This is a genomic window from Plantibacter sp. T3, from assembly GCF_902506515.1.
In the GTDB taxonomy this organism is placed as follows: Bacteria; Actinomycetota; Actinomycetes; order Actinomycetales; family Microbacteriaceae; genus Plantibacter; species Plantibacter auratus.
In genome coordinates this window covers 129,224-146,405 of the sequence record NZ_LR733286.1, presented here as the reverse complement: position 1 = coordinate 146,405, position 17,182 = coordinate 129,224, and the positions used below count along the sequence as shown (strand labels likewise).

The 17,182-nt window shown below is 68.4% G+C and carries 15 protein-coding genes and 1 pseudogene; 8 read left to right on the top strand and 8 right to left on the bottom strand.

The genetic code is table 11. The annotated features are described in order from the left end of the window. Positions 1 to 13: 13 nt before the first annotated feature. Complete coding sequence (locus GV015_RS00725; protein WP_201299324.1) at positions 14 to 1,711, bottom strand: DUF726 domain-containing protein; 1,698 nt, start codon at positions 1,709 to 1,711, stop codon at positions 14 to 16. 228 nt (positions 1,712 to 1,939) lie between these two features. Here GV015_RS00725 and GV015_RS00720 point away from each other — a divergent pair, with 228 nt between their 5' ends. Both GV015_RS00720 and GV015_RS00715 read left to right on the top strand, forming a co-directional pair. Continuing rightward, on the top strand, positions 1,940 to 2,473 hold the full coding sequence (locus tag GV015_RS00720; protein ID WP_236555269.1) for a hypothetical protein: 534 nt from the start codon (positions 1,940 to 1,942) through the stop codon (positions 2,471 to 2,473). A gap of 184 nt (positions 2,474 to 2,657) precedes the next feature. Next, positions 2,658 to 3,101, top strand: a complete 444-nt coding sequence (locus GV015_RS00715) for a hypothetical protein (RefSeq protein WP_159875879.1) — start codon at positions 2,658 to 2,660, stop codon at positions 3,099 to 3,101. Between the two features lie 140 nt (positions 3,102 to 3,241). On the opposite strand, the gene GV015_RS00710 is transcribed toward GV015_RS00715, so the two are convergent. The 3 genes and pseudogenes from GV015_RS00710 to GV015_RS19075 form a co-directional block, all read right to left on the bottom strand. Continuing rightward, positions 3,242 to 4,159 carry an Abi family protein gene (locus GV015_RS00710; protein WP_236555268.1) on the bottom strand — a complete coding sequence of 306 codons (918 nt, stop codon included), beginning with the start codon at positions 4,157 to 4,159 and terminating at the stop codon, positions 3,242 to 3,244. 135 nt (positions 4,160 to 4,294) lie between these two features. Then, entirely contained in the window at positions 4,295 to 4,771 is a 477-nt protein-coding gene (locus GV015_RS19080) for a VOC family protein (RefSeq protein WP_236555548.1), read from the bottom strand. Positions 4,772 to 4,795: 24 nt separating this feature from the next. Continuing rightward, positions 4,796 to 5,641: pseudogene (locus GV015_RS19075) on the bottom strand (LysR family transcriptional regulator); the annotation flags it as partial. A gap of 160 nt (positions 5,642 to 5,801) precedes the next feature. Here GV015_RS19075 and tdh point away from each other — a divergent pair. After that, complete coding sequence (tdh, locus tag GV015_RS00700) at positions 5,802 to 6,914, top strand: L-threonine 3-dehydrogenase (protein ID WP_159879978.1); 1,113 nt, start codon at positions 5,802 to 5,804, stop codon at positions 6,912 to 6,914. A 48-nt stretch (positions 6,915 to 6,962) separates the two neighbouring features. After that, positions 6,963 to 8,132 (top strand): glycine C-acetyltransferase, encoded by a 1,170-nt coding sequence (locus GV015_RS00695; protein WP_159875875.1) that lies wholly within the window; start codon positions 6,963 to 6,965, stop codon positions 8,130 to 8,132. Between the two features lie 9 nt (positions 8,133 to 8,141). Here GV015_RS00695 and GV015_RS00690 read toward each other — a convergent pair whose 3' ends face one another. Then, a complete protein-coding gene (locus GV015_RS00690; protein ID WP_159875873.1) occupies positions 8,142 to 8,687 on the bottom strand; it encodes a GNAT family N-acetyltransferase in 546 nt (181 codons plus the stop codon). Between the two features lie 14 nt (positions 8,688 to 8,701). After that, positions 8,702 to 8,884, bottom strand: coding sequence for a hypothetical protein (locus GV015_RS00685; RefSeq protein ID WP_159875871.1), 183 nt, complete (start codon positions 8,882 to 8,884; stop codon positions 8,702 to 8,704). 314 nt (positions 8,885 to 9,198) lie between these two features. Here GV015_RS00685 and GV015_RS00680 point away from each other — a divergent pair, with 314 nt between their 5' ends. Together GV015_RS00680 and GV015_RS00675 are read left to right on the top strand one after the other, a co-directional pair. After that, positions 9,199 to 10,008: a MerR family DNA-binding transcriptional regulator gene (locus GV015_RS00680; RefSeq protein ID WP_159875869.1), complete on the top strand. Its 810-nt coding sequence runs from the start codon at positions 9,199 to 9,201 to the stop codon at positions 10,006 to 10,008. A gap of 56 nt (positions 10,009 to 10,064) precedes the next feature. Then, entirely contained in the window at positions 10,065 to 11,387 is a 1,323-nt protein-coding gene (locus GV015_RS00675) for a GNAT family N-acetyltransferase (protein ID WP_159875867.1), read from the top strand. 42 nt (positions 11,388 to 11,429) lie between these two features. Here the strand turns inward: GV015_RS00675 and GV015_RS00670 are convergent, their stop codons facing one another. Further along, on the bottom strand, positions 11,430 to 11,807 hold the full coding sequence (locus tag GV015_RS00670) for a bleomycin resistance protein (protein ID WP_159875865.1): 378 nt from the start codon (positions 11,805 to 11,807) through the stop codon (positions 11,430 to 11,432). Between the two features lie 38 nt (positions 11,808 to 11,845). Next, positions 11,846 to 12,682 carry a dienelactone hydrolase family protein gene (locus GV015_RS00665; RefSeq protein ID WP_159875863.1) on the bottom strand — a complete coding sequence of 279 codons (837 nt, stop codon included), beginning with the start codon at positions 12,680 to 12,682 and terminating at the stop codon, positions 11,846 to 11,848. Positions 12,683 to 12,848: 166 nt separating this feature from the next. On the opposite strand from GV015_RS00665, the gene GV015_RS00660 reads away from it, so the two are divergent. Both GV015_RS00660 and GV015_RS00655 read left to right on the top strand, forming a co-directional pair. Then, positions 12,849 to 15,941: a lamin tail domain-containing protein gene (locus GV015_RS00660; protein WP_159875861.1), complete on the top strand. Its 3,093-nt coding sequence runs from the start codon at positions 12,849 to 12,851 to the stop codon at positions 15,939 to 15,941. A gap of 426 nt (positions 15,942 to 16,367) precedes the next feature. Next, entirely contained in the window at positions 16,368 to 17,174 is an 807-nt protein-coding gene (locus GV015_RS00655) for a MerR family transcriptional regulator (RefSeq protein ID WP_159875859.1), read from the top strand. Positions 17,175 to 17,182: the final 8 nt, after the last annotated feature.

The following is a 17,182-nucleotide window of genomic DNA, read 5'->3' as shown; positions in this document are numbered from 1 at the left end:
GAACGACTCCGCCTCAGACGAGTCGAACAGCTCCCAGATAGTCGGAGTGCGTAGCGACCTGGTCCGTCACATCGACATTCTGCAACTTGCTCGACGCGGGCGTGAAGCCCGTGAGTCCTGCCGCTGTCTCTCCGAATTGGGCCGTTTTGTACACGTACTTCAACACGGCGTCGTTACGAGAGTGATATCCGTAGACGACTTCATCTACGGCAGCGGTGAGCCCGTCCCAGTTGCTCTCTGCGCCGATCGCTGCGCCGAGAAGGTGGGCCGACTGGATCCTCGGGCCACCGGGCTTCGTCCCGAGTGTTTCTGCCGCGACGACCATGACCCGTGCACCCAAACTGTGGCCGATGAGTACGTACGATTCAGCGTTCGTGCGCGCCAGTAGGTCTCCGACGATGACACCCGTCTTGTCGGCTCGACTCTTCGCCACATGCCAGGGGTTCTTCGCGAGGTCGGTTGCGATCAACGCCGGCCCGATCAGACCGCCTACAAGCCTCCCGCCAATCTTTGTCGCCACCGCGGCGGCAGCCTGCGCCGCGAACGCGCCGCCGGCTTTGCTCGCGATCCCCGCGCTGAGCACTCCGAAGTCTCGGAGTTCCTTGGAGCCCCAGCGGACTCGATATACCGGGGAGTCGGGGTATCGGTCGCTGACAATCTTCCTCCAGCCTCCCCATTTCTCGCCCTCGCCGTCCGTGAGGAAACCGTTCGCAACGACCACGGGCACGCCTCCGTTGCCGGGACGGAGCAATTCGATGCGGAAGGACTTGTCCTCTCGGACGTATGCGTTGGAAACCGATGCTCCAAGCGCGCCGCCGACCGCCGCACCCACAGCGGTCACGGCTGCGGTGCCGCCCGCCATGCCGAGCCCGCCGGCTGCCAAGCTCCCACCCCCGAGAAGGGCAAGGCCGTGAGCGGAAGCCGCGGCGCCCGATAGTCCGCCGAACAACCCGAGCGAACCGATCGCGCCTCCGATCGCAGGTGCAGCGAGAAAGGTGAGCGGCACGGCGACGCCCACAGCGAGTGCGGCGCCGATCGTGATCTTGGATGCCTTATCGAGGTCGGGTTCTTCGTATCGGAGGAAGTCCTCGTAATCGTGCAGATCCCCGAACGGACCATCGGCCTTCTCGAAGCCCGGAATGTCGTGGCGATGCTCGGCACAGAATTGCGGAATGCGAATGGCTCCGCGGTCGCGGACAGCCAGGTTGTCGCAGCCGAGTGCGACGCAGGGCAGCGTGGGAGATCCGCAGGCCTGACAGACGTACACGGGAAGTTGGCCGACAGGACGGTTCGACTTCCGATGCTCGCTCTGCGTGAAACAGGATGAGCACCATCCATGCTCCACGTCGAGGAGCGACACATCGTCGGCGACGTCGGCGATCCATTGCGCGGTCTTCCCGTAGTCATCAGCACGCTTCTGCGCCATCTTGCGCGCACGTTCGATGAACTTGATGGCCGCCTTCTGCTCATCAGGATCGGCCACACTCAGTGCATCGACAGTCGAGGTCGCACGAGCTGTGTACCAGGTCTTGGCGTGCGCCCACATGTTCCTGAGTAGCGCAGGGTTCGACTCGAGAACACCGCCGCTTTCAACGGTCGGTTCCAGGTCTGTCAGCTCACCGATGAGTGAGAGCGTCGCTCCTTGATCCGATACCACTCGGACGTTGAGATGAGTTCCGTCCATGACGTGGACGTGCAGGGAACCAGGCATGGCAGATGATCCTTGGATTGGGACCCGGCGTGAACCGATGGTGACATCGAAGCGATCGACGGAGCAGGTGACGGACCCGCGAACCGGGCCAAGCACAGTCTGGCGGGGGAGGGGCGGGGGTCATCAGTCCCAGAATGGGTCACGCGCCCGAGTTGTGGGAGGGTAGCGGAAGGTGGATCGACGAGCCCGGCATCTCCCGGCCAGCATCGACCACTCCGACTTGACCCGATGGAGAGTGACCTCCGCATGGCTGAAGCGCTACCCGAAACGGATCCCGGGGGAGACCCACCCGCGCCGCTGAAGTTCACACGAACGACTGCGGGACAGTTGCTGATCGCGTGCTCGATCATCGCGGCGATCGGTGCGATCGTCGTCGTCAGCGTTGTCGTCGGCGGATCGCGTCCTCCAGCAGCCGTCCAGTCGGACAGGCAATCGTCGGTGCAGTCGTCGCCAGCTGACGCTCCTTCGCTGCGGACTGCGGATGATCCGATAGAACAAGCACGCGAGGCGGTTGGCGGCTCGTACTCCTACGAACGAGTGCAGCAGGCGACTGCCGCGGCGCTGGTCGCGACCGGTACGCCGGTCACGACCGACAACTTCTCCAGAGCCTGGAGCTCGGTCCTCGCTGTCACCGACAAGCTCGGTATCGAGCCGATGGACGTCATGTTGTGCGTGCCAGAGCTCGCTTCCTCCGAATCGGGCCTCACCTTTCCAGAGGTCGCTGCGCTCTGTGCCAGTGAGATCTATCTCGGCAAGCGGTGACGAGGGCGACCGACCACCGACTCTGAGCGGACCCGCTGGCGTTGGCGTCCTCGCGAGCTGACCCTGCGCCGCACCGTCATGAGGCGCGCGATCAGCGGCGGAGTAGCTGGTCTCACGGACCACGCGTGTGGCTTATGTCACCAGTGCATTGACGTCACTTCACCCTGCGCCTAGCGTCGATGAGATGTTCGGCATCGGCCGACCGCAGCGAGGGAGGAGCCTGATGGGGAAGCCCTGGTACATCTTCACGGCCGCCGTGGCAGCCGCCATCGTGCTCGTGTGGCTCGTCCAGTCGATTCTCTGGCAGGAGGTCCCGCTGCCGATGGTGACCGCTGCCTACGCGGTGATCGTCATGTCGTCGGGCCTGGGATTCAACATGCTCCGGGATCGTCTCCTCGCGAAGGGTCGGGTCGACGAGTCGGCTGGTCTTGAGCGTGACCTATCGGTCACCGCCCGGGCCGGCAGCTTCAACGATCTCCTGCTCGTCTGCCTCGGGCTCGGCGGAATCTTTCTGCTCAGCGGCAACACCATCGCCGGGCTCGGCTGCGTCGGCCTGGTCATCATCGCGATCGTCAGCGTCGAGACGCGGGTAGTGATGCTCAGACCTCGTCATCCCGCGAACCGTTGAGACCAGGATCCGCGGCGGTCGACCGTGCCCGACAAAGCCTGGGGCATGAGCACGTTCGAGCGATCGACTCTGAGTTCGACGCCACCCGTCGTGTTGTCGAGCCGGCCTGGGGGACGCTCTCACCTCTCACCTTGGCGTTGTCACTCGAGATGTCTGGCCCAGAATCCATCATCGGCCCAACTCGCGGGTACCCCCATCCCTGTGAGGTTCATCAGCGGCCTGGTGACGAGGAGGTTGTGCAAACGACGCGACCATCCGCTGTGAGGCGAGATGGTGTTCAGAACGGACTGCAGCGAGATGAGCACGGGATAGAGACGCTTCTCGGACCGACGAGGAAGAGCGCCGGGAGCCTCCAGCCAGGACACTGTCTGTGATGTTGGAATTGCCGGGTACACGCCCAGACCGACGTTCCAGAGGCGTCCATGGTGCGCACAGATGTTCCGTACGCGGACGTAGCTTCGCAGCCACGATGTCAACACTCGTTCATTGAGTCCAATGCTCGCAGCGATGGCGCTTCTGTCCGAGCGACGCTTCAAGTTGCCGACAAGACTGTCCAGCTGGCCGATTGTCAGTGCTTCAAGCATCAGCCAGGATGGCGGAACTTCCGGTTCGTCGTACGTGGTCAGATAGTGCTCCAGAGCGGACCGGTGGACCAACGCGTCTTCGCCCGCATCGGGCGCACCTCGTAGCCGTTCGTCGCATGACTTTCGAACGATCTGCAGCAGCCCGGCGTGCATTCGGACGTCGCGGAAGTGCTCGGCATTCATGTACCAATGGGCATCTCCGTATGCCGTCGACATGTGGTCGGTGACCGCAGCCCGCACGGCGACTTCGACACGCTCCAACGCATCCATCACGAGCAAGCGAAGAGCCCGGTCGAACACATAGAGGTCGAGCACGTCGTCGAACGAGGTTCCGTCGCGGAACAGATGGTCTGTCCCTGGACTCCGGAATGGAATCGTGCATGGAGATAGCCGGAAATAGCCGATGTGTCTGAGGTACCGACGAGTTCGGTCTCGGTCAGCGATCGTCAGACCGCGCTCTTCGAGTCGACTCACGAGCGCCGCCTCCTTCTCATAGCGAAGGGTGCCGCGGGGTCGAGGTGGTCGAGGCAACGATGGTCCTCCCGAGTGAACAAAAAAATCCCCCAAGTGCGCTTCAACGAGAGGCGTGGGGGATGTGGTGAGTGAAGCCTAGCATTCAGGCGCTGATGGTGGGACGGCGGCATTGAGGCTGTGCAGAGCGTCGACTGCGGGATCCGCGACCACCTCGACCTTGAAGCCCGCCTCGTTCTCGAGCCAGCCCGCGTAGTGCTGCTCGCCACCGGCGTGCGGATAGCGATCCTGATACAGCGGCCGCCAGCCATGCTCGGGGCCCGCCGTCATGATCGCGTCGACAGCCTCCCGCGTGCCGCCGCGGAACGCGAGATGGTTCACGCCCGGACGTCGCCGATCGTGCGACTCCGCGCTGAGGTTCGGCGACGCCGTCAGCGTGACGTAGGTGTCGCCGGCCTCCCAGGACTCGCCGCCCGGCCACTCGCTCTCCTGGGAGAACCCGACGCGCGACAGCAGCCAGGCCCAGCCCGCCCGCTCCGCCTCCACGTCCGCGAGCCACACCTCGACGTGATGCAGCCCGGGACCGGCCGGCGCCGACGGACGCTCCCGCTGCAGCGCATCAGCTCCGTCCTGTAGTCGCTCCAGCGTCCCCGCCACCGCGACTCGCGCCAGTGCATGAGGCCGCGCGAGCACGTCGATGTTGCGGGCGATCCGAACGTCCTCGAGCGGCACCAACACCAGTCGCGGGTCGGCCCGCGGCGCCGTGTACCTCGGGAACAACGCCAGCAGCTCCCCGCCCACGATGAGCGACGCCGCCAGGTGGTAGTCGTTCACCCGATGCGCCCGATGGAACCGCACCCCAGCCGTCGCCTCGACCACCCCGAGCGCGACATCCGGCGCGAAGCCCGCGTGGGCTGCGATCCACGACTCGTCCGCGAGTTCGACCGCCGACACCGACGACCGGCCCGCGAGCGGATGGTCCACCGACATCGCCACATCGAACGGCTCGCTCAACAGCGTCGTCACCGACAGCTGCTCCGACGGCCACGGCTCGTCATGGTCCATCCGGTGCGCGATGACGAGGTCGTACTGATCGACGAGCTCGGCGAACTCCGGTTGCGCGACATCATGCTCGCCGAACACCAGCGACGGTCCACCCTCAGCGTCCTCCAGCAAACCCGGCAACAACGCCTGTCCGGCACTCTGGAACGCCGCCACCCGCACCCGCGCGCCGGTGTCGCCGCCGTACTCGCGCACCGTCTCGGCCGCACGGTCGATCAGCGTGTGCACCGTCCCCGCCATCTCGGCCAGCGCCGTGCCTGCTTCGGTCAGACGGATCTCCCGCCCCACCCGATACGTCAGCGCGACACCGAGCTCGCGGTGCAACGCGGCCAGCTGCTGCGAGATCGCTGGCGCCGTCACATGCAGGTGCCGCGCGACCGCCGCGATCGTGCCGCGTTCGGCCAGTTCGCGCATGATCCGCATCTGAGAGAGATTCATCAGCTCAAGCTAACTGGTGACGTGGAAACCCTCAATATTCATGACGGATCGATCTGACTACGTTGGTCACCAGGACAGCGCAACGACGCCCGTCCGCGACAGCCGGCCCCACCGGCCGCCGCCGCTCCCGCAGGAAGGAACGCCGTTGCTCGCCCTCTGGAAACGACCCGACACCGCCGGTTTCGAACTCGTCGAGCGCGCGATGCCGGCCATGGGCTCCGACGACGTCCTGATCCGCGTCCACCGCACCGGTATCTGCGGCACCGACCTCCACATCGAGTCGTGGGACCCGTGGGCGGCCGGCGCGGTCGACGCCCCGCTCGTCCCCGGCCACGAGTTCTCCGGTGAGGTCGTCGAGGTCGGCAGCCGCGTCGAGGGGATCCCCATCGGCGCAGCGGTCTCCGGTGAGGGGCACCTCGTCTGCGGCACGTGCCGCAACTGCCGCTCCGGCCGCCGCCACCTCTGCCGCCACACCCGCGGCCTCGGCGTCAACCTCGACGGCGCCTTCGCCGAGTACGTCGTCCTGCCGGCCACGAACGTCTGGGTTCACGGCGACCAGGTCACCCCCGACCTCGGCGCCCTCTTCGACCCCCTCGGCAACGCCGTCCACACGGCGCTCAGCTTCCCGATCCTCGGCGAAGACGTCCTCATCACCGGCTGCGGACCCATCGGCCTCATGGCCATCGCCGTCTGCCGCGTCGCCGGGGCGCGCAACATCGTCGCGACCGACGTCGTCGCCGACCGCCTCCAAAAGGCGCTCGCCGTCGGCGCCGACCGCGTGGTCGACGTCTCGAAGGAACGGGTCGCCGACGCCCAGGCCGAGCTCGGCATGCTCGAGGGTTTCGACATCGGCCTCGAGATGTCCGGACAGGCCGCCGCGGCGAGTGAGCTCATCGAGAACCTCAACACCGGTGGCAAGGTCGCGCTCCTCGGTCTGCCCTCGACCAACATCGAGATCGACTGGACCAAGGTCATCACCCGCATGATCACCATCAAGGGCATCTACGGCCGCGAGATGTTCGACACCTGGCACCACGCGAGCGCCATGGTCGATCACAGCCCCGAACTCCGCAACGCCCTCGAATCGCTCGTGACCGCCCGCTTCCCGCTGGCCTCCTGGCAGGACGCGTTCGACACTGCGCGCGGGGGAGCGGCGGGCAAGGTGCTCATCGACTGGACCGACACCCGCGACGTCGTCATCACCGGCGTCATCGCCGAACAGGCACCGGTCGCCGCGACCGCCGCGACGGCGGCCTGAGCGACCGCCACCTCAGCTCAACCGCCCGCTCGACCCCGAGGAGACGACATGTACGGCACCATCAAGACGCAGCTGCGCGACCAGCTCGACCGCATCGAGGCGGACGACCTCACGAAGCGCGAGTTCGCGATCACGTCCCGCCAGGGCAGTCACGTGACGATCGACGGTCGGGAGGTGCGGAACTTCTGCGCCAACAACTACCTCGGCCTCGCCAACGAGCCCTCGATCGTCGACGCCGCCAAGCTGGCGCTCGACGAGTGGGGCTACGGGCTCGCGAGCGTCCGCTTCATCTGCGGCACCCAGCAGATCCACCGCGACCTCGAGCAGGAGCTGAGCGCCTTCCTCGGCACGGAGGACACCATCCTGTTCTCCTCCTGCTTCGACGCGAACGGAGCGGTCTTCGGGGCGCTGTTCGGCGGGCACGACGCGGTCATCTCCGATGCACTCAACCATGCGTCGCTCATCGACGGCATCCGTCTGAGCAAGGCCCGCCGCCTGCGCTACCGCAACCGCAACATGGCCGACCTCGAGCAGCAGCTCATGAACGCCGCCGACGCGCGTCGCACCGTGATCGTCACCGATGGCGTGTTCTCGATGGACGGTTTCTACGCACCCTTGGACGAGATCTGCGACCTCGCCGATCGCTACGGCGCGCTCGTCCTCGTCGACGACTCGCACGCCGTCGGCTTCGTCGGCCCGGGTGGTCGCGGGACGCCCGAGCTGTTCGGGGTGCAGGACCGCGTCGACATCCTCACCGGCACCCTCGGCAAGGCGCTCGGCGGTGCGTCGGGCGGATACGTGAGCGCGAAGCAGGAGATCGTCGACGTGCTGCGGCAGTCGGGCCGGCCGTACCTGTTCTCGAACAGCCTGGCGCCGTCGCTCGTCGCCGGAGCGCGTCGGGCCGTCGAGCTCGCGGCGGAGGGTGACGAGCTGCGCGAGGGACTGTTCCGCAAGGCGGACCTGTTCCGTGCCCGCATGACTGAGGAGGGCTTCCATCTGCTGGAAGGCTCGCATCCGATCATCCCGGTGATGTTCGACGACGAACAGCAGGCGGTGCAGGTCGCGGCGCGGATGCTGGAGCAGGGCATCTACGTGATCCCGTTCAGCTTCCCGGTGGTGCCCCGCGGAGAGGCTCGCATCCGCGTGCAGATCAGTGCCGCGCACAGTGAGCAGGACATCGAGGACTGCGTCGCGGCGTTTGTAGCGGCGCGGGGGTAGGTGCGGCGGTTACTCAGCGAGGTGATCGGCGTCGCTGAGGGCGGCCGTCGATCGAAGTCGCATGCTCAGCACGTGCCGCACCGACCCGTCTGCCCCGAGGTCGTCGGCCACCCGTCGCATGCCGATCTTCTCCGCCACGCGTGACGAAGCCCGGTTGTCGGGGTGAACGATCGCGACGAGCTCTGACGAGTCCGTGTGCTCCTGGGCGAAGTCCCGACTGGCGGCGGCGGCCTCGGTCGCGAACCCTCGACCCTGCCAGGCGGGGCTCACGTGGTACCCGACCTCGAGCTTCAGCTCGCCGTTGACCCGCTGCCACGTCAGGCCGCAGTCACCGACGAATTCGCCGTCGTGGGTCTCGATGATCCACAGTCCGAGGCCGTACTGGGCGTCGTTGTCCTCGTTCCAGGCGATCCACGCCGCGGCCTGCTCGCGGGTCTTCGGTGACGGGTAGAACTGCATGACCGCAGGGTCGCCGAGGAGCTTCGCCATGTCGTCGAGGTCCGCCGGCGTCATGCGCCGGAACCGGAGGTGCTCCGTGTCGTGGGGAAGTGGCATCGGTTGCGCGGCCTCTACTGCGGCAGGACGCGTCCTGCGGCGGCTCGGCGCTCGGCCTGTGTCTCTGCGTGGTGCTTCCGAAGCGCGGACAGGACCGCGGTCCGGATGATGAAGATCCACAGCAGCACGAACAGGATGAAGCCGAGCAGCCAGGCGGCGCTGTAGGCGATGATGATGGCGGTCGGGTCGAGGTTCACCCGTGAAGGCTACCGAAGTCGTGCGTCCGGAGAGTTGGGGCGCTCCTTGGATGGCCCGGGCAGTCACGCAGGCTCCCTGTCGTGCCGAGCGGCGGTGAGGAGGACTGCATCCTTCACCGACGATCCTCGTTACTGAAGTTTGGCTCCCTAACCTTCAGTAAGGGACCTCCTTAGTGAAGTTTGGCTCCCTAACCTTCAGCAAGGGTGTTCATTGACGAAGGTTTCCTTCGCGGAAGGCGCCCGCAGAGACGTCGCCAACACCAGAAAACTTCCGTATTTGACTCTCCCGTAGGGGGAGGCGTGATGCTTGAAACATGTTGCACATCGGAGAGTTCGCAGGCATGACCGGGTTGAGCGTGAAGGCGCTCCGCCACTACGACGAGAAGGGCGTCCTGGTTCCGGCCGACGTCGATCCCGACTCCGGCTACCGCCGCTACGGCGAGGAGCAGGTGCGTTCGGGCGTGATCGTGAAGGCCCTCCGCGATGCCGGCGTGCCCCTCGCCGCGGTGGGCGTCTCCGTCGCCGGCGCCGACCCGTCGACCGCGATCGACGTGCACCACCGCCTGGTCCTGGAGCAGCGGGAGCAGGAGGACCACGCGTTCGCGCAGGCCCGCTCGGTCGTCGCGTCGCTCGCGGCACCGGTCGAGATCGTCGAACGGGCGCTCCCTCCCCAGCCCTACGTCGGCCGGGTGCTCACCGTGCCGCGCGGCGACGAGGACGCCGTGACGGACGACGACGCGAACGAGCAGTTCTCGCAGCTCTACGTCGCCCTGCAGGAGGCCGGCGTCGGCCCGACGGGCACGTTCTGGACCGCGCTCCGTCCGGGCGAGCAGGGGGCGGTCGAGATCGTCTGCTGCTGGCCGACCTCGTCGCAGCTCGAACCGACGTGGGGTGGTGACGAGACCACGGTCGACGTGCTGCCCGAGCGGACCGAGCTCGCCGCGGTCTGGCGATCCGAACCGGGCGTCGAGCTCCCGGAGGGATCGACCCACCCCGCGGTGGTCGCCCTGTTCGACGCGATCGCGGAGCGCGGCATCACGATGCCGACCACCGAGCTCCGGCAGCGGGTGCTCGGCCAGACCGCCGACGAGTACACGGTCGAAGTGTCGATCACCCTGCCGTGATGCGATGGCGAGTCGACACCTGTGGGGCTGTCAGGGCAGGTCGTTAGGCTGGAGTCGTGGCCAACAGCAGAGATTTCGACGCCCGTTACGAGCTCCGTGAGTTCCCGTTCGCGAACGGGGCCGACAGTGAACCGACCCCGGAGAGCCTCGCGGCCCTCGACGCCATCGGATTCGGCTTCCACGAGTCCACCCCCAAGCCGGAGGCGCGCAAGCGCAAGGTGAACGAACTCATCGCCGACGAAGCGGTGCTGCTCGGCGCCTACGTCCGCAAGCCGCAGCCCGGTTCGGTCGACGAGACCTGGCCCGCGGGCACCTTCTCCTGGTTCCCGAAGGCGCTCAGCTGGGGCGACGGCACCAGCATCAACACGCAGGCGATCTCCGACGTCACGGTCCGCCCGACCGAACGACGCCGCGGCATCCTGCGCCGCATGATGACGCAGGCTCTCGAGCGCGGCGTCGCCGACGGCTATGCGATCGCGGCCCTCACCGCCAGCGAGGGCACCATCTACCGTCGCTTCGGATTCGGCTCGGCGATCCGTGAGCGCAACGTCGTCGTGAAGCGCGCGAAGGCACTGCCGTTCCTCGCGCCGACGAGCGGCATCGTGTCGGTCGTCACGCCCGAGTACCTGGTCGATGGCGTCGCGCGTCAGGTGTTCGACCGCTTCGGCGAGCGTTCGATCGGGTCCATGGTCCGCAACACCGGGTCGTGGCCGCTGGTCCTCGGCACGCTGGGTCGCGACGGTGAACCGGCGAAGGACACCCGCGCCGCAGTGCACCGTCCCGCCGACGGCGAGGAGGTCGACGGCTACGTCACGTGGCGCATGGTCGAACAGCCCGGCGGACAGACCGGTATCGAGATCATCGACCTCGTCTACGCGACCGACGCGGCTTACCTGTCGCTGTGGGAGTTCCTGCTCTCCATCGACCTCAACGACGTCGTGAAGTACAACCGCGCGCGCCTCGACGACCCGATCGTCTCGGCCCTCGGCGACAACCGTGCCTACGACATCGAGCACGAAGAGGACCATGTGTGGCTGCGCGTCCTCGACCTCCCGGCCGTCCTCGCGTCACGTCCGTTCGCGGTCGACGGCTCGTTGACGATCGCCGTGACCGACGCACTCGGCTACGCGGCGGGCACCTTCCGCCTCGAGGTGACCGGTGGTCGTGGAACCGCCACGAAGCTGAGCGACGAGACCGACGCTGCCGGCGCCGACCTCGCGCTCGACGTCGCTGACCTCGGTTCGCTCCTGCTCGGCGCGGTCTCCCCGGTGTCGCTCGCCGCAGCCGGTGTGCTGCAGGCGGCCGACGATGCTGCGCCCCTCCTGCTGCGATCGATGCTCCAGACGCCGCGCGCGCCGCACGGGATCACCTTCTTCTAGGCGGTCCCGAGCAGCGACCCGCGGGCGTCGCGCTGTCGCGGATCAGTCGCGCTGCTCGATGAGGGTGAGTTGCGTGCCGTCCGGGTCGATGAGGAATCCGGCCCGGAGTCCCCAGTCCTGCATCCGGACCGGGTGCAGGCGAGGCGCGTCGACGGTCGCCTCGGCGACTCCTGAACGTCGGATCGCGGCATAGAGCTCGTCGACGTCGGCCACGCGCAGACAGCACATGAAGTTACTCGATGCCGGGTCGAGGTCCGGTGCCGGGAAGAACTCGAGCTGCAGACCACCGCGGACGAGGATCAACCAGCCCTCGTCTCGGAACGCGCGCTCGAAGCCGAACGCCGAGTAGAACGTCTCCGTCGCGTCGAAGCTGCGCGACGGCAGGTTTGGTGTCGCGCGGTCGTGTCGTGTCGTGGTCATGGAGTCGATGATCGCAGCGCGGCGGGCGGCTGGGAAGATCAGGCCTGCGTGGCCGGTGTCGCGAGTCGTTCGCGGAGGAAGGCGACCACGCGCTTGCGGGCTTCGAACGCCGGGTGGCCGTCGCGCTCGCGGACCTCGCCGGTGAGGACCGAGTGGGCGGTCTTCGCGAAGCCGGCTGCGTTGCCGGGGGAGGAGTCGAGTTCGATGACCTCGAACGCGTCGCCGAGCTTGGCTGCGATGGTTGCGAAGCGCTCCCGTGGGACGGCTCGGTCCTCGCTGAAGCGGAGGCCGAGTGCGCAGACCGAGCCCTGAGCCGCACGTGCTGCGACGGCGTCGAACTCGGCGGCGGACATCCCGGGGTCGATGCGGCGGGCCCGGCTGACAGGGAACGGCGTGGACGGCTGGCTCATGACGGAGGCGAGGACGTGCTCGTCGACGGCAGCTGCGAGCGCGAAACCGCCGGTGAAGCACATGCCGATGACGCCGACACCAGGACCCGGTGTGCGGGCCGCGAGGTCGGCGGCCAGTGCCCGGACGTGGTCGGCGACGGGTCGGTGGGCGCCGGTCGCGAACGCCTTGAACTCGGCGGAGACGCAGACCTTGCTGACGCTCGCGAGCGTGTAGCCGAGGGTCCCCTCGTGTCCGGGCGTCCCGAACGGTGACGGGATCGCGACGGTGAAGCCCTCAGCGACGAGGTGCTCCGCCAGCCCGAGGACCTCGGGCGTGAGTCCGGGCAGCTCGGGGATGAGGACGACGCCCGGCCCCGACCCCTTCTCGAAGCGGTCGTGCGTGACGCCGCCGCCGGTGAACGGGGTCCGCACCCAGCCGGTGAGGTCTGCGCGTGGAGCGGTGTCGGTGGTCGCATCGTCGGTCATGGGGTGAGCGTAGTCCTGGTCGCTGCGTCCGATCTGCTGGATCGTGGCACGTCCCGCCTGGGAAGCCACCCGCCGTTCACCTCCCGGTCACCGCCGCTCCTCCACCCGGCCACCCCGCGCCGATGGGATGGGACACGATCCCCGTCCCTTCGTGCCCTGGAGACCCATGCCCCACCTCACCCGTGTGTTGACGATGACCGCCGCGTGCGCCATCGGCGCAACCGCCCTCATCGCGACGCCCGCCGCCGCCATCGCCGCCCCAGCGCCGGGGCTCCAGATCAACGAGATCGAGTCCTCCGACGGCCAAGCCTCAGACTGGATCGAGTTCACCAACACCGCGACGACCGCCGTCACGCTCGACGGCTGGGTCGTGAAGGACAACAAGGACGACAAGCCCTACGCCTTCCCGGCCGGCACGGTCGTCGAGCCCGGCGCGTTCCTCGTCATCGACGACACGCAGTTCGGCTTCGGTCTCGGCAAGGACGACTCGGTCCGCCTGTTCGACCCGACCGCCGCGATCGCCGACGAGTACTCGTGGACCGCCCACGCGCCGGTCACCTACGGCGTCACCGCCGACCGCGCCGGCTGGGCCGAGACCACCGAGTCGACGAAGGGCGCCGCGAACGTCTTCACCGCACCCGAGGTTCCCGAGACCGACGGTGAGATCCGCATCAACGAGATCGACTCGCAGCCATCCGACTGGGTCGAGTTCTTCAACCCCGGCACGACGGCCCTCGACATCTCGCGCTACGAGATCCGCGACAACTCAGACGACCACCGCTGGCAGTTCCTGCCCGGCACGTCGATCGCTCCCGGTGAGTTCCTCGTGGTCGACGAGTCGACGATCGGGCTCGTCGGTGGCACCGAGACGCAGGGCGCGTTCCGCGACCCGATCGGCATCGGCAGCGCCGACGAGATCCGCCTGTTCGACGCGACCGGCACGCTCATCGACCGCTCGGGAACGTGGAGTGGCCACGCGGCCATCGACGGTGACTTCATCGCCGCGACGCTCGCCCGCTGCCCCGACGGTGAAGGCGACTTCACGCTTGCACGCATCACCAAGGGTGCCGCGAACGACTGCGTTCTCCCGAACGTCGCGATCAACGAGGTCGAGTCGAACAACGACGCGACCGACTGGGTCGAGATCGTCAACCTCGAGGCGACCGCGCTGGACATCTCCGGCTGGACGCTCATGGACAACGACCCGGTGGGCCACGCTGCCGACACGACCCCGCTGCCCGCGGGCACGATCCTCGAGCCCGGCGCCTACTTCGTCTTCGACCAGAATGTGAACTTCGCGTTCGGGCTCGGCAACGGCGACACCACCACCGTGCGGAACGCCGCCGGCGCGACGGTCGCCGAGTACACCTACGCGGCCCACGCGGACGGCGTCTTCGCGCGCTGCCCCGACGGCACGGGCGAGTTCGTCGACACCGCCGTCTCCACCAAGGGCCTGCGCAACGCCTGCGGCAACCCGGTGCGCATCAACGAGGTCGAGTCCGACGGCGGATCACCCGACGACTGGATCGAGCTCGTCAACCCGACGACCGCCGCCCTCGACGTCTCCGGCATCGTCGTGAAGGACGACGACGACACCCATGCCTACGCCATCCCCACCGGCACGAGCATCGCGGCCGGCGGCTACCTCGTCATCGAGCGCGCAGCCCTCGGCTTCGGTCTCGGTGGCGGCGACACGGTCCGTCTCTTCGAGGGTGACGCACTGCTCGACTCGACCACTTGGGGCGAGGGACACCCGGCGAACACCTGGGGACGCTGCCCCGACGCGACCGGCGCCTTCGCTGCGACGGCCGAGGCCACCAAGGGCACGGCCAACGTCTGCGCCGGTGAGATCCCGGTCGGTCCGTGGCCCGGTTCGCCCGATGTGACGGTGCTCGACACCACGCCGATGTTCCTCGAGGACAGCTCAGGACTCGACACCCAGGTCACCGCCGACGGCGCGTTCCTCTGGGCGGTCGACAACGGCACCGGCTCGTTCTGGAAGCTCGCGATCGCCGCCGACGGTTCCGTCTCGTTCGTCGACGGTTGGGAGAACGGCAAGCGCGCCCGCTTCCAGAAGGACGCGTCGAACCCCTCCGCAGCCGGCCCCGACACCGAGGGCATCACCGTCGACGGCGCAGGTTCCGTCTATGTCGGTGTCGAGCGCGACAACAGCGTGAAGGGCACGACGCTCAACGCCGTGCTCAAGGTCGACCCGAACGCGCCCGGCCCCGACGTCGTCGCCTCCCAGGAGTGGGACCTCACGGCCCTGCTGCCGACGGTCGGCGCGAACCTCGGTGTCGAGGCCGTCGAGTGGGTGGCCGACGGCGACCTCGCCGGCAAGCTCTTCGACGACAACACGAAGGCGACGTACGACCCGGCGAATTACGCTGGCCACGGCGACGGACTGTTCTTCGTCGGCGTCGAGGACACCGGCGACGTGTACGCGTTCGCACTGAACGCCGACGGCTCGGCCACGCTGATCTCGACGATCGACCCGGGCCTCCCGGCGGTCATGGCGCTCGACTACGACACGACGCTCGGCGTGCTGTGGGCCGTGTGCGACGACGGCTGCGCGGGTACCGGTGCACAGATCACGCTGAACGGGACCGAGCAGCCGGGGATCGCTCAGGTCGAGCGTCCGGCGGGCCTGCCCAACCTCAACAACGAGGGCTTCGCGACCGCGCCGGCCTCGCTGTCGGTCGACGGCAAGCGTCCCGTGTACTGGTTCGCCGACGGCTACGCCTCCGAGGCCCTGCGTCTCGGGTCGCTGCCCGGCACGACCACGCCGCCCGTGACCCCGCCGACCGGTGGCGTCACGCCGCTGCCCGGGACGAGCCTCACCGAGGGCAACCGTGGTGCGATCACGCTCGCCGACACGGTGCGGCGGGGCGAGACCGTGACGGTCGGTCTCGAGGACCGCTTCGCGACCACGGCCGTCGAGGTGTGGCTGTACTCGACGCCGGCGCGGATCGCCACCGGCACGACGAACGCCGCCGGTGACCTGCTGGCGACCATCCCGGCCGACGCGACGCTGGGCGACCACCGGGTCGCGGTCTACGCGGCGGACGGCTCGCTCATCGGCTGGACCGAGGTGCGGATCGTCGCGGCCGACGGGACGAGCGTCGACGGTTCGGCGTCGGGTGGGGCGCTCGCGACCACCGGGACTGAGCTGCCGTTCGGCACGATCGGCGCGGGGGTCCTGCTGGTCCTCCTCGGCGGAGTCCTCGTCGCGATGCGTGCGCGTCGCCGGGCGGTCTGACCGACTCGCTGCACGTCCGACGGCCCCGGGAGCACGCAGCTCCCGGGGCCGCCCGCGTCACCGGTCGGGCCTGCCCGGTGTGTGGTGGTGCCAGCGCGGTGCTGTGACGTGAGCGCGGGTCTGGCGCGAGGGCGCGGGTCTCCGGAGGGGTGCGCTCGCGCGTGTGGGGTGCGCCCACGCCGGGAGGCGCACGCTCGCGCCGAGTGCGGCGCACTCACGTGAGCGCACCGCCCTAGCGAGTTCGGTTCCGGTGTCAGCGCGGTGCGCTGGGGCTGACCGCGGGTCTGGCGCGTGGGCGCGGGTCTCCGGAGGGGTGCGCTCACGTGTGTGGGGTGCGCCCACGCCGGGTCGGGAGCACTCGCGTCAGCGCACCGCGCCGGCAGCAGGCAGAGGACACAGGTCGGGCCGGGGTGCGATGCTGGGTGGATGGACGAGCACGGGAGGGCCGAGGGTGGCGTGACCGTCGGTCGGGCGGCCGCCGAGATCGGGGTCAGCGTGCGGACGCTGCACCACTGGGACGAGATCGGCGTCGCGACACCCTCGGGGAGGACGAACAGCGGCTACCGCTCGTACCTGCCCGTCGACATCGCCCGCCTCCGCCGGGTCGTCCTCCTGCGTGACCTCGGGGTCCCGCTCGCTCGCATCCCCACCCTGCTCACCGCGCCGGCCGCCGAACGACGGGCGGAGCTCACGCAGCGTCGGCATGAACTCGACGACACCATCAAACGACTCGAAGCCGTCGCCCGGTCCGTCGACCGCCTGCTCGAAGCCGACGAGGTCGGCGTGCTCATCCCCGAGGACGAGCGCGAAGCGGTGTTCGGCGACGACTGGAACCCCACGATGGCCGAGACAGCTCGCGCCCGCTGGGGCGACTCCGCGCAATGGGCCGAGTACGCCGAACGGTCTGCGACCCGCACGCCGGACGACTGGCGGGTGCTGGTCGGACCCATGCGCGACCTGGTCGACGAACTCGCCGAGGCCGAGCGCGCCGGTGTCGCCGCCGGAAGCGCGACGGCGGACACCCTCGCCGAACGGCATCGCGCCGCCCTCAGCGAGTACTTCCACTGCACGCCGTCCATGCACGTGATCATCGGTCGCCTCGCCCTCACGGAGCCCGGCATGGCCGACACCTACGACCGGATCGAACCCGGCCTCGCCGCGTGGCTCTCACACGTCATCGACGAGAACGCGCGCAGCCACGGCGTGGACCCCGAGACCGCCGTCTGGGAGTGAGAGCGATC

Coding starts and splice junctions, on each gene's coding strand:
- GV015_RS00690 (WP_159875873.1), bottom strand. CDS start 8,687: ATGCCACTTCCCCACGACACGGAGCACCTCCGGTTCCGGCGCATGACG.
- GV015_RS00670 (WP_159875865.1), bottom strand. CDS start 11,807: ATGACCACGACACGACACGACCGCGCGACACCAAACCTGCCGTCGCGC.
- GV015_RS00725 (WP_201299324.1), bottom strand. CDS start 1,711: ATGCCTGGTTCCCTGCACGTCCACGTCATGGACGGAACTCATCTCAAC.
- GV015_RS00680 (WP_159875869.1), top strand. CDS start 9,199: ATGTTGCACATCGGAGAGTTCGCAGGCATGACCGGGTTGAGCGTGAAG.
- GV015_RS00695 (WP_159875875.1), top strand. CDS start 6,963: ATGTACGGCACCATCAAGACGCAGCTGCGCGACCAGCTCGACCGCATC.
- GV015_RS00655 (WP_159875859.1), top strand. CDS start 16,368: ATGGACGAGCACGGGAGGGCCGAGGGTGGCGTGACCGTCGGTCGGGCG.
- GV015_RS00720 (WP_236555269.1), top strand. CDS start 1,940: ATGGAGAGTGACCTCCGCATGGCTGAAGCGCTACCCGAAACGGATCCC.
- GV015_RS00665 (WP_159875863.1), bottom strand. CDS start 12,682: ATGACCGACGATGCGACCACCGACACCGCTCCACGCGCAGACCTCACC.
- GV015_RS00660 (WP_159875861.1), top strand. CDS start 12,849: ATGCCCCACCTCACCCGTGTGTTGACGATGACCGCCGCGTGCGCCATC.
- GV015_RS00715 (WP_159875879.1), top strand. CDS start 2,658: ATGTTCGGCATCGGCCGACCGCAGCGAGGGAGGAGCCTGATGGGGAAG.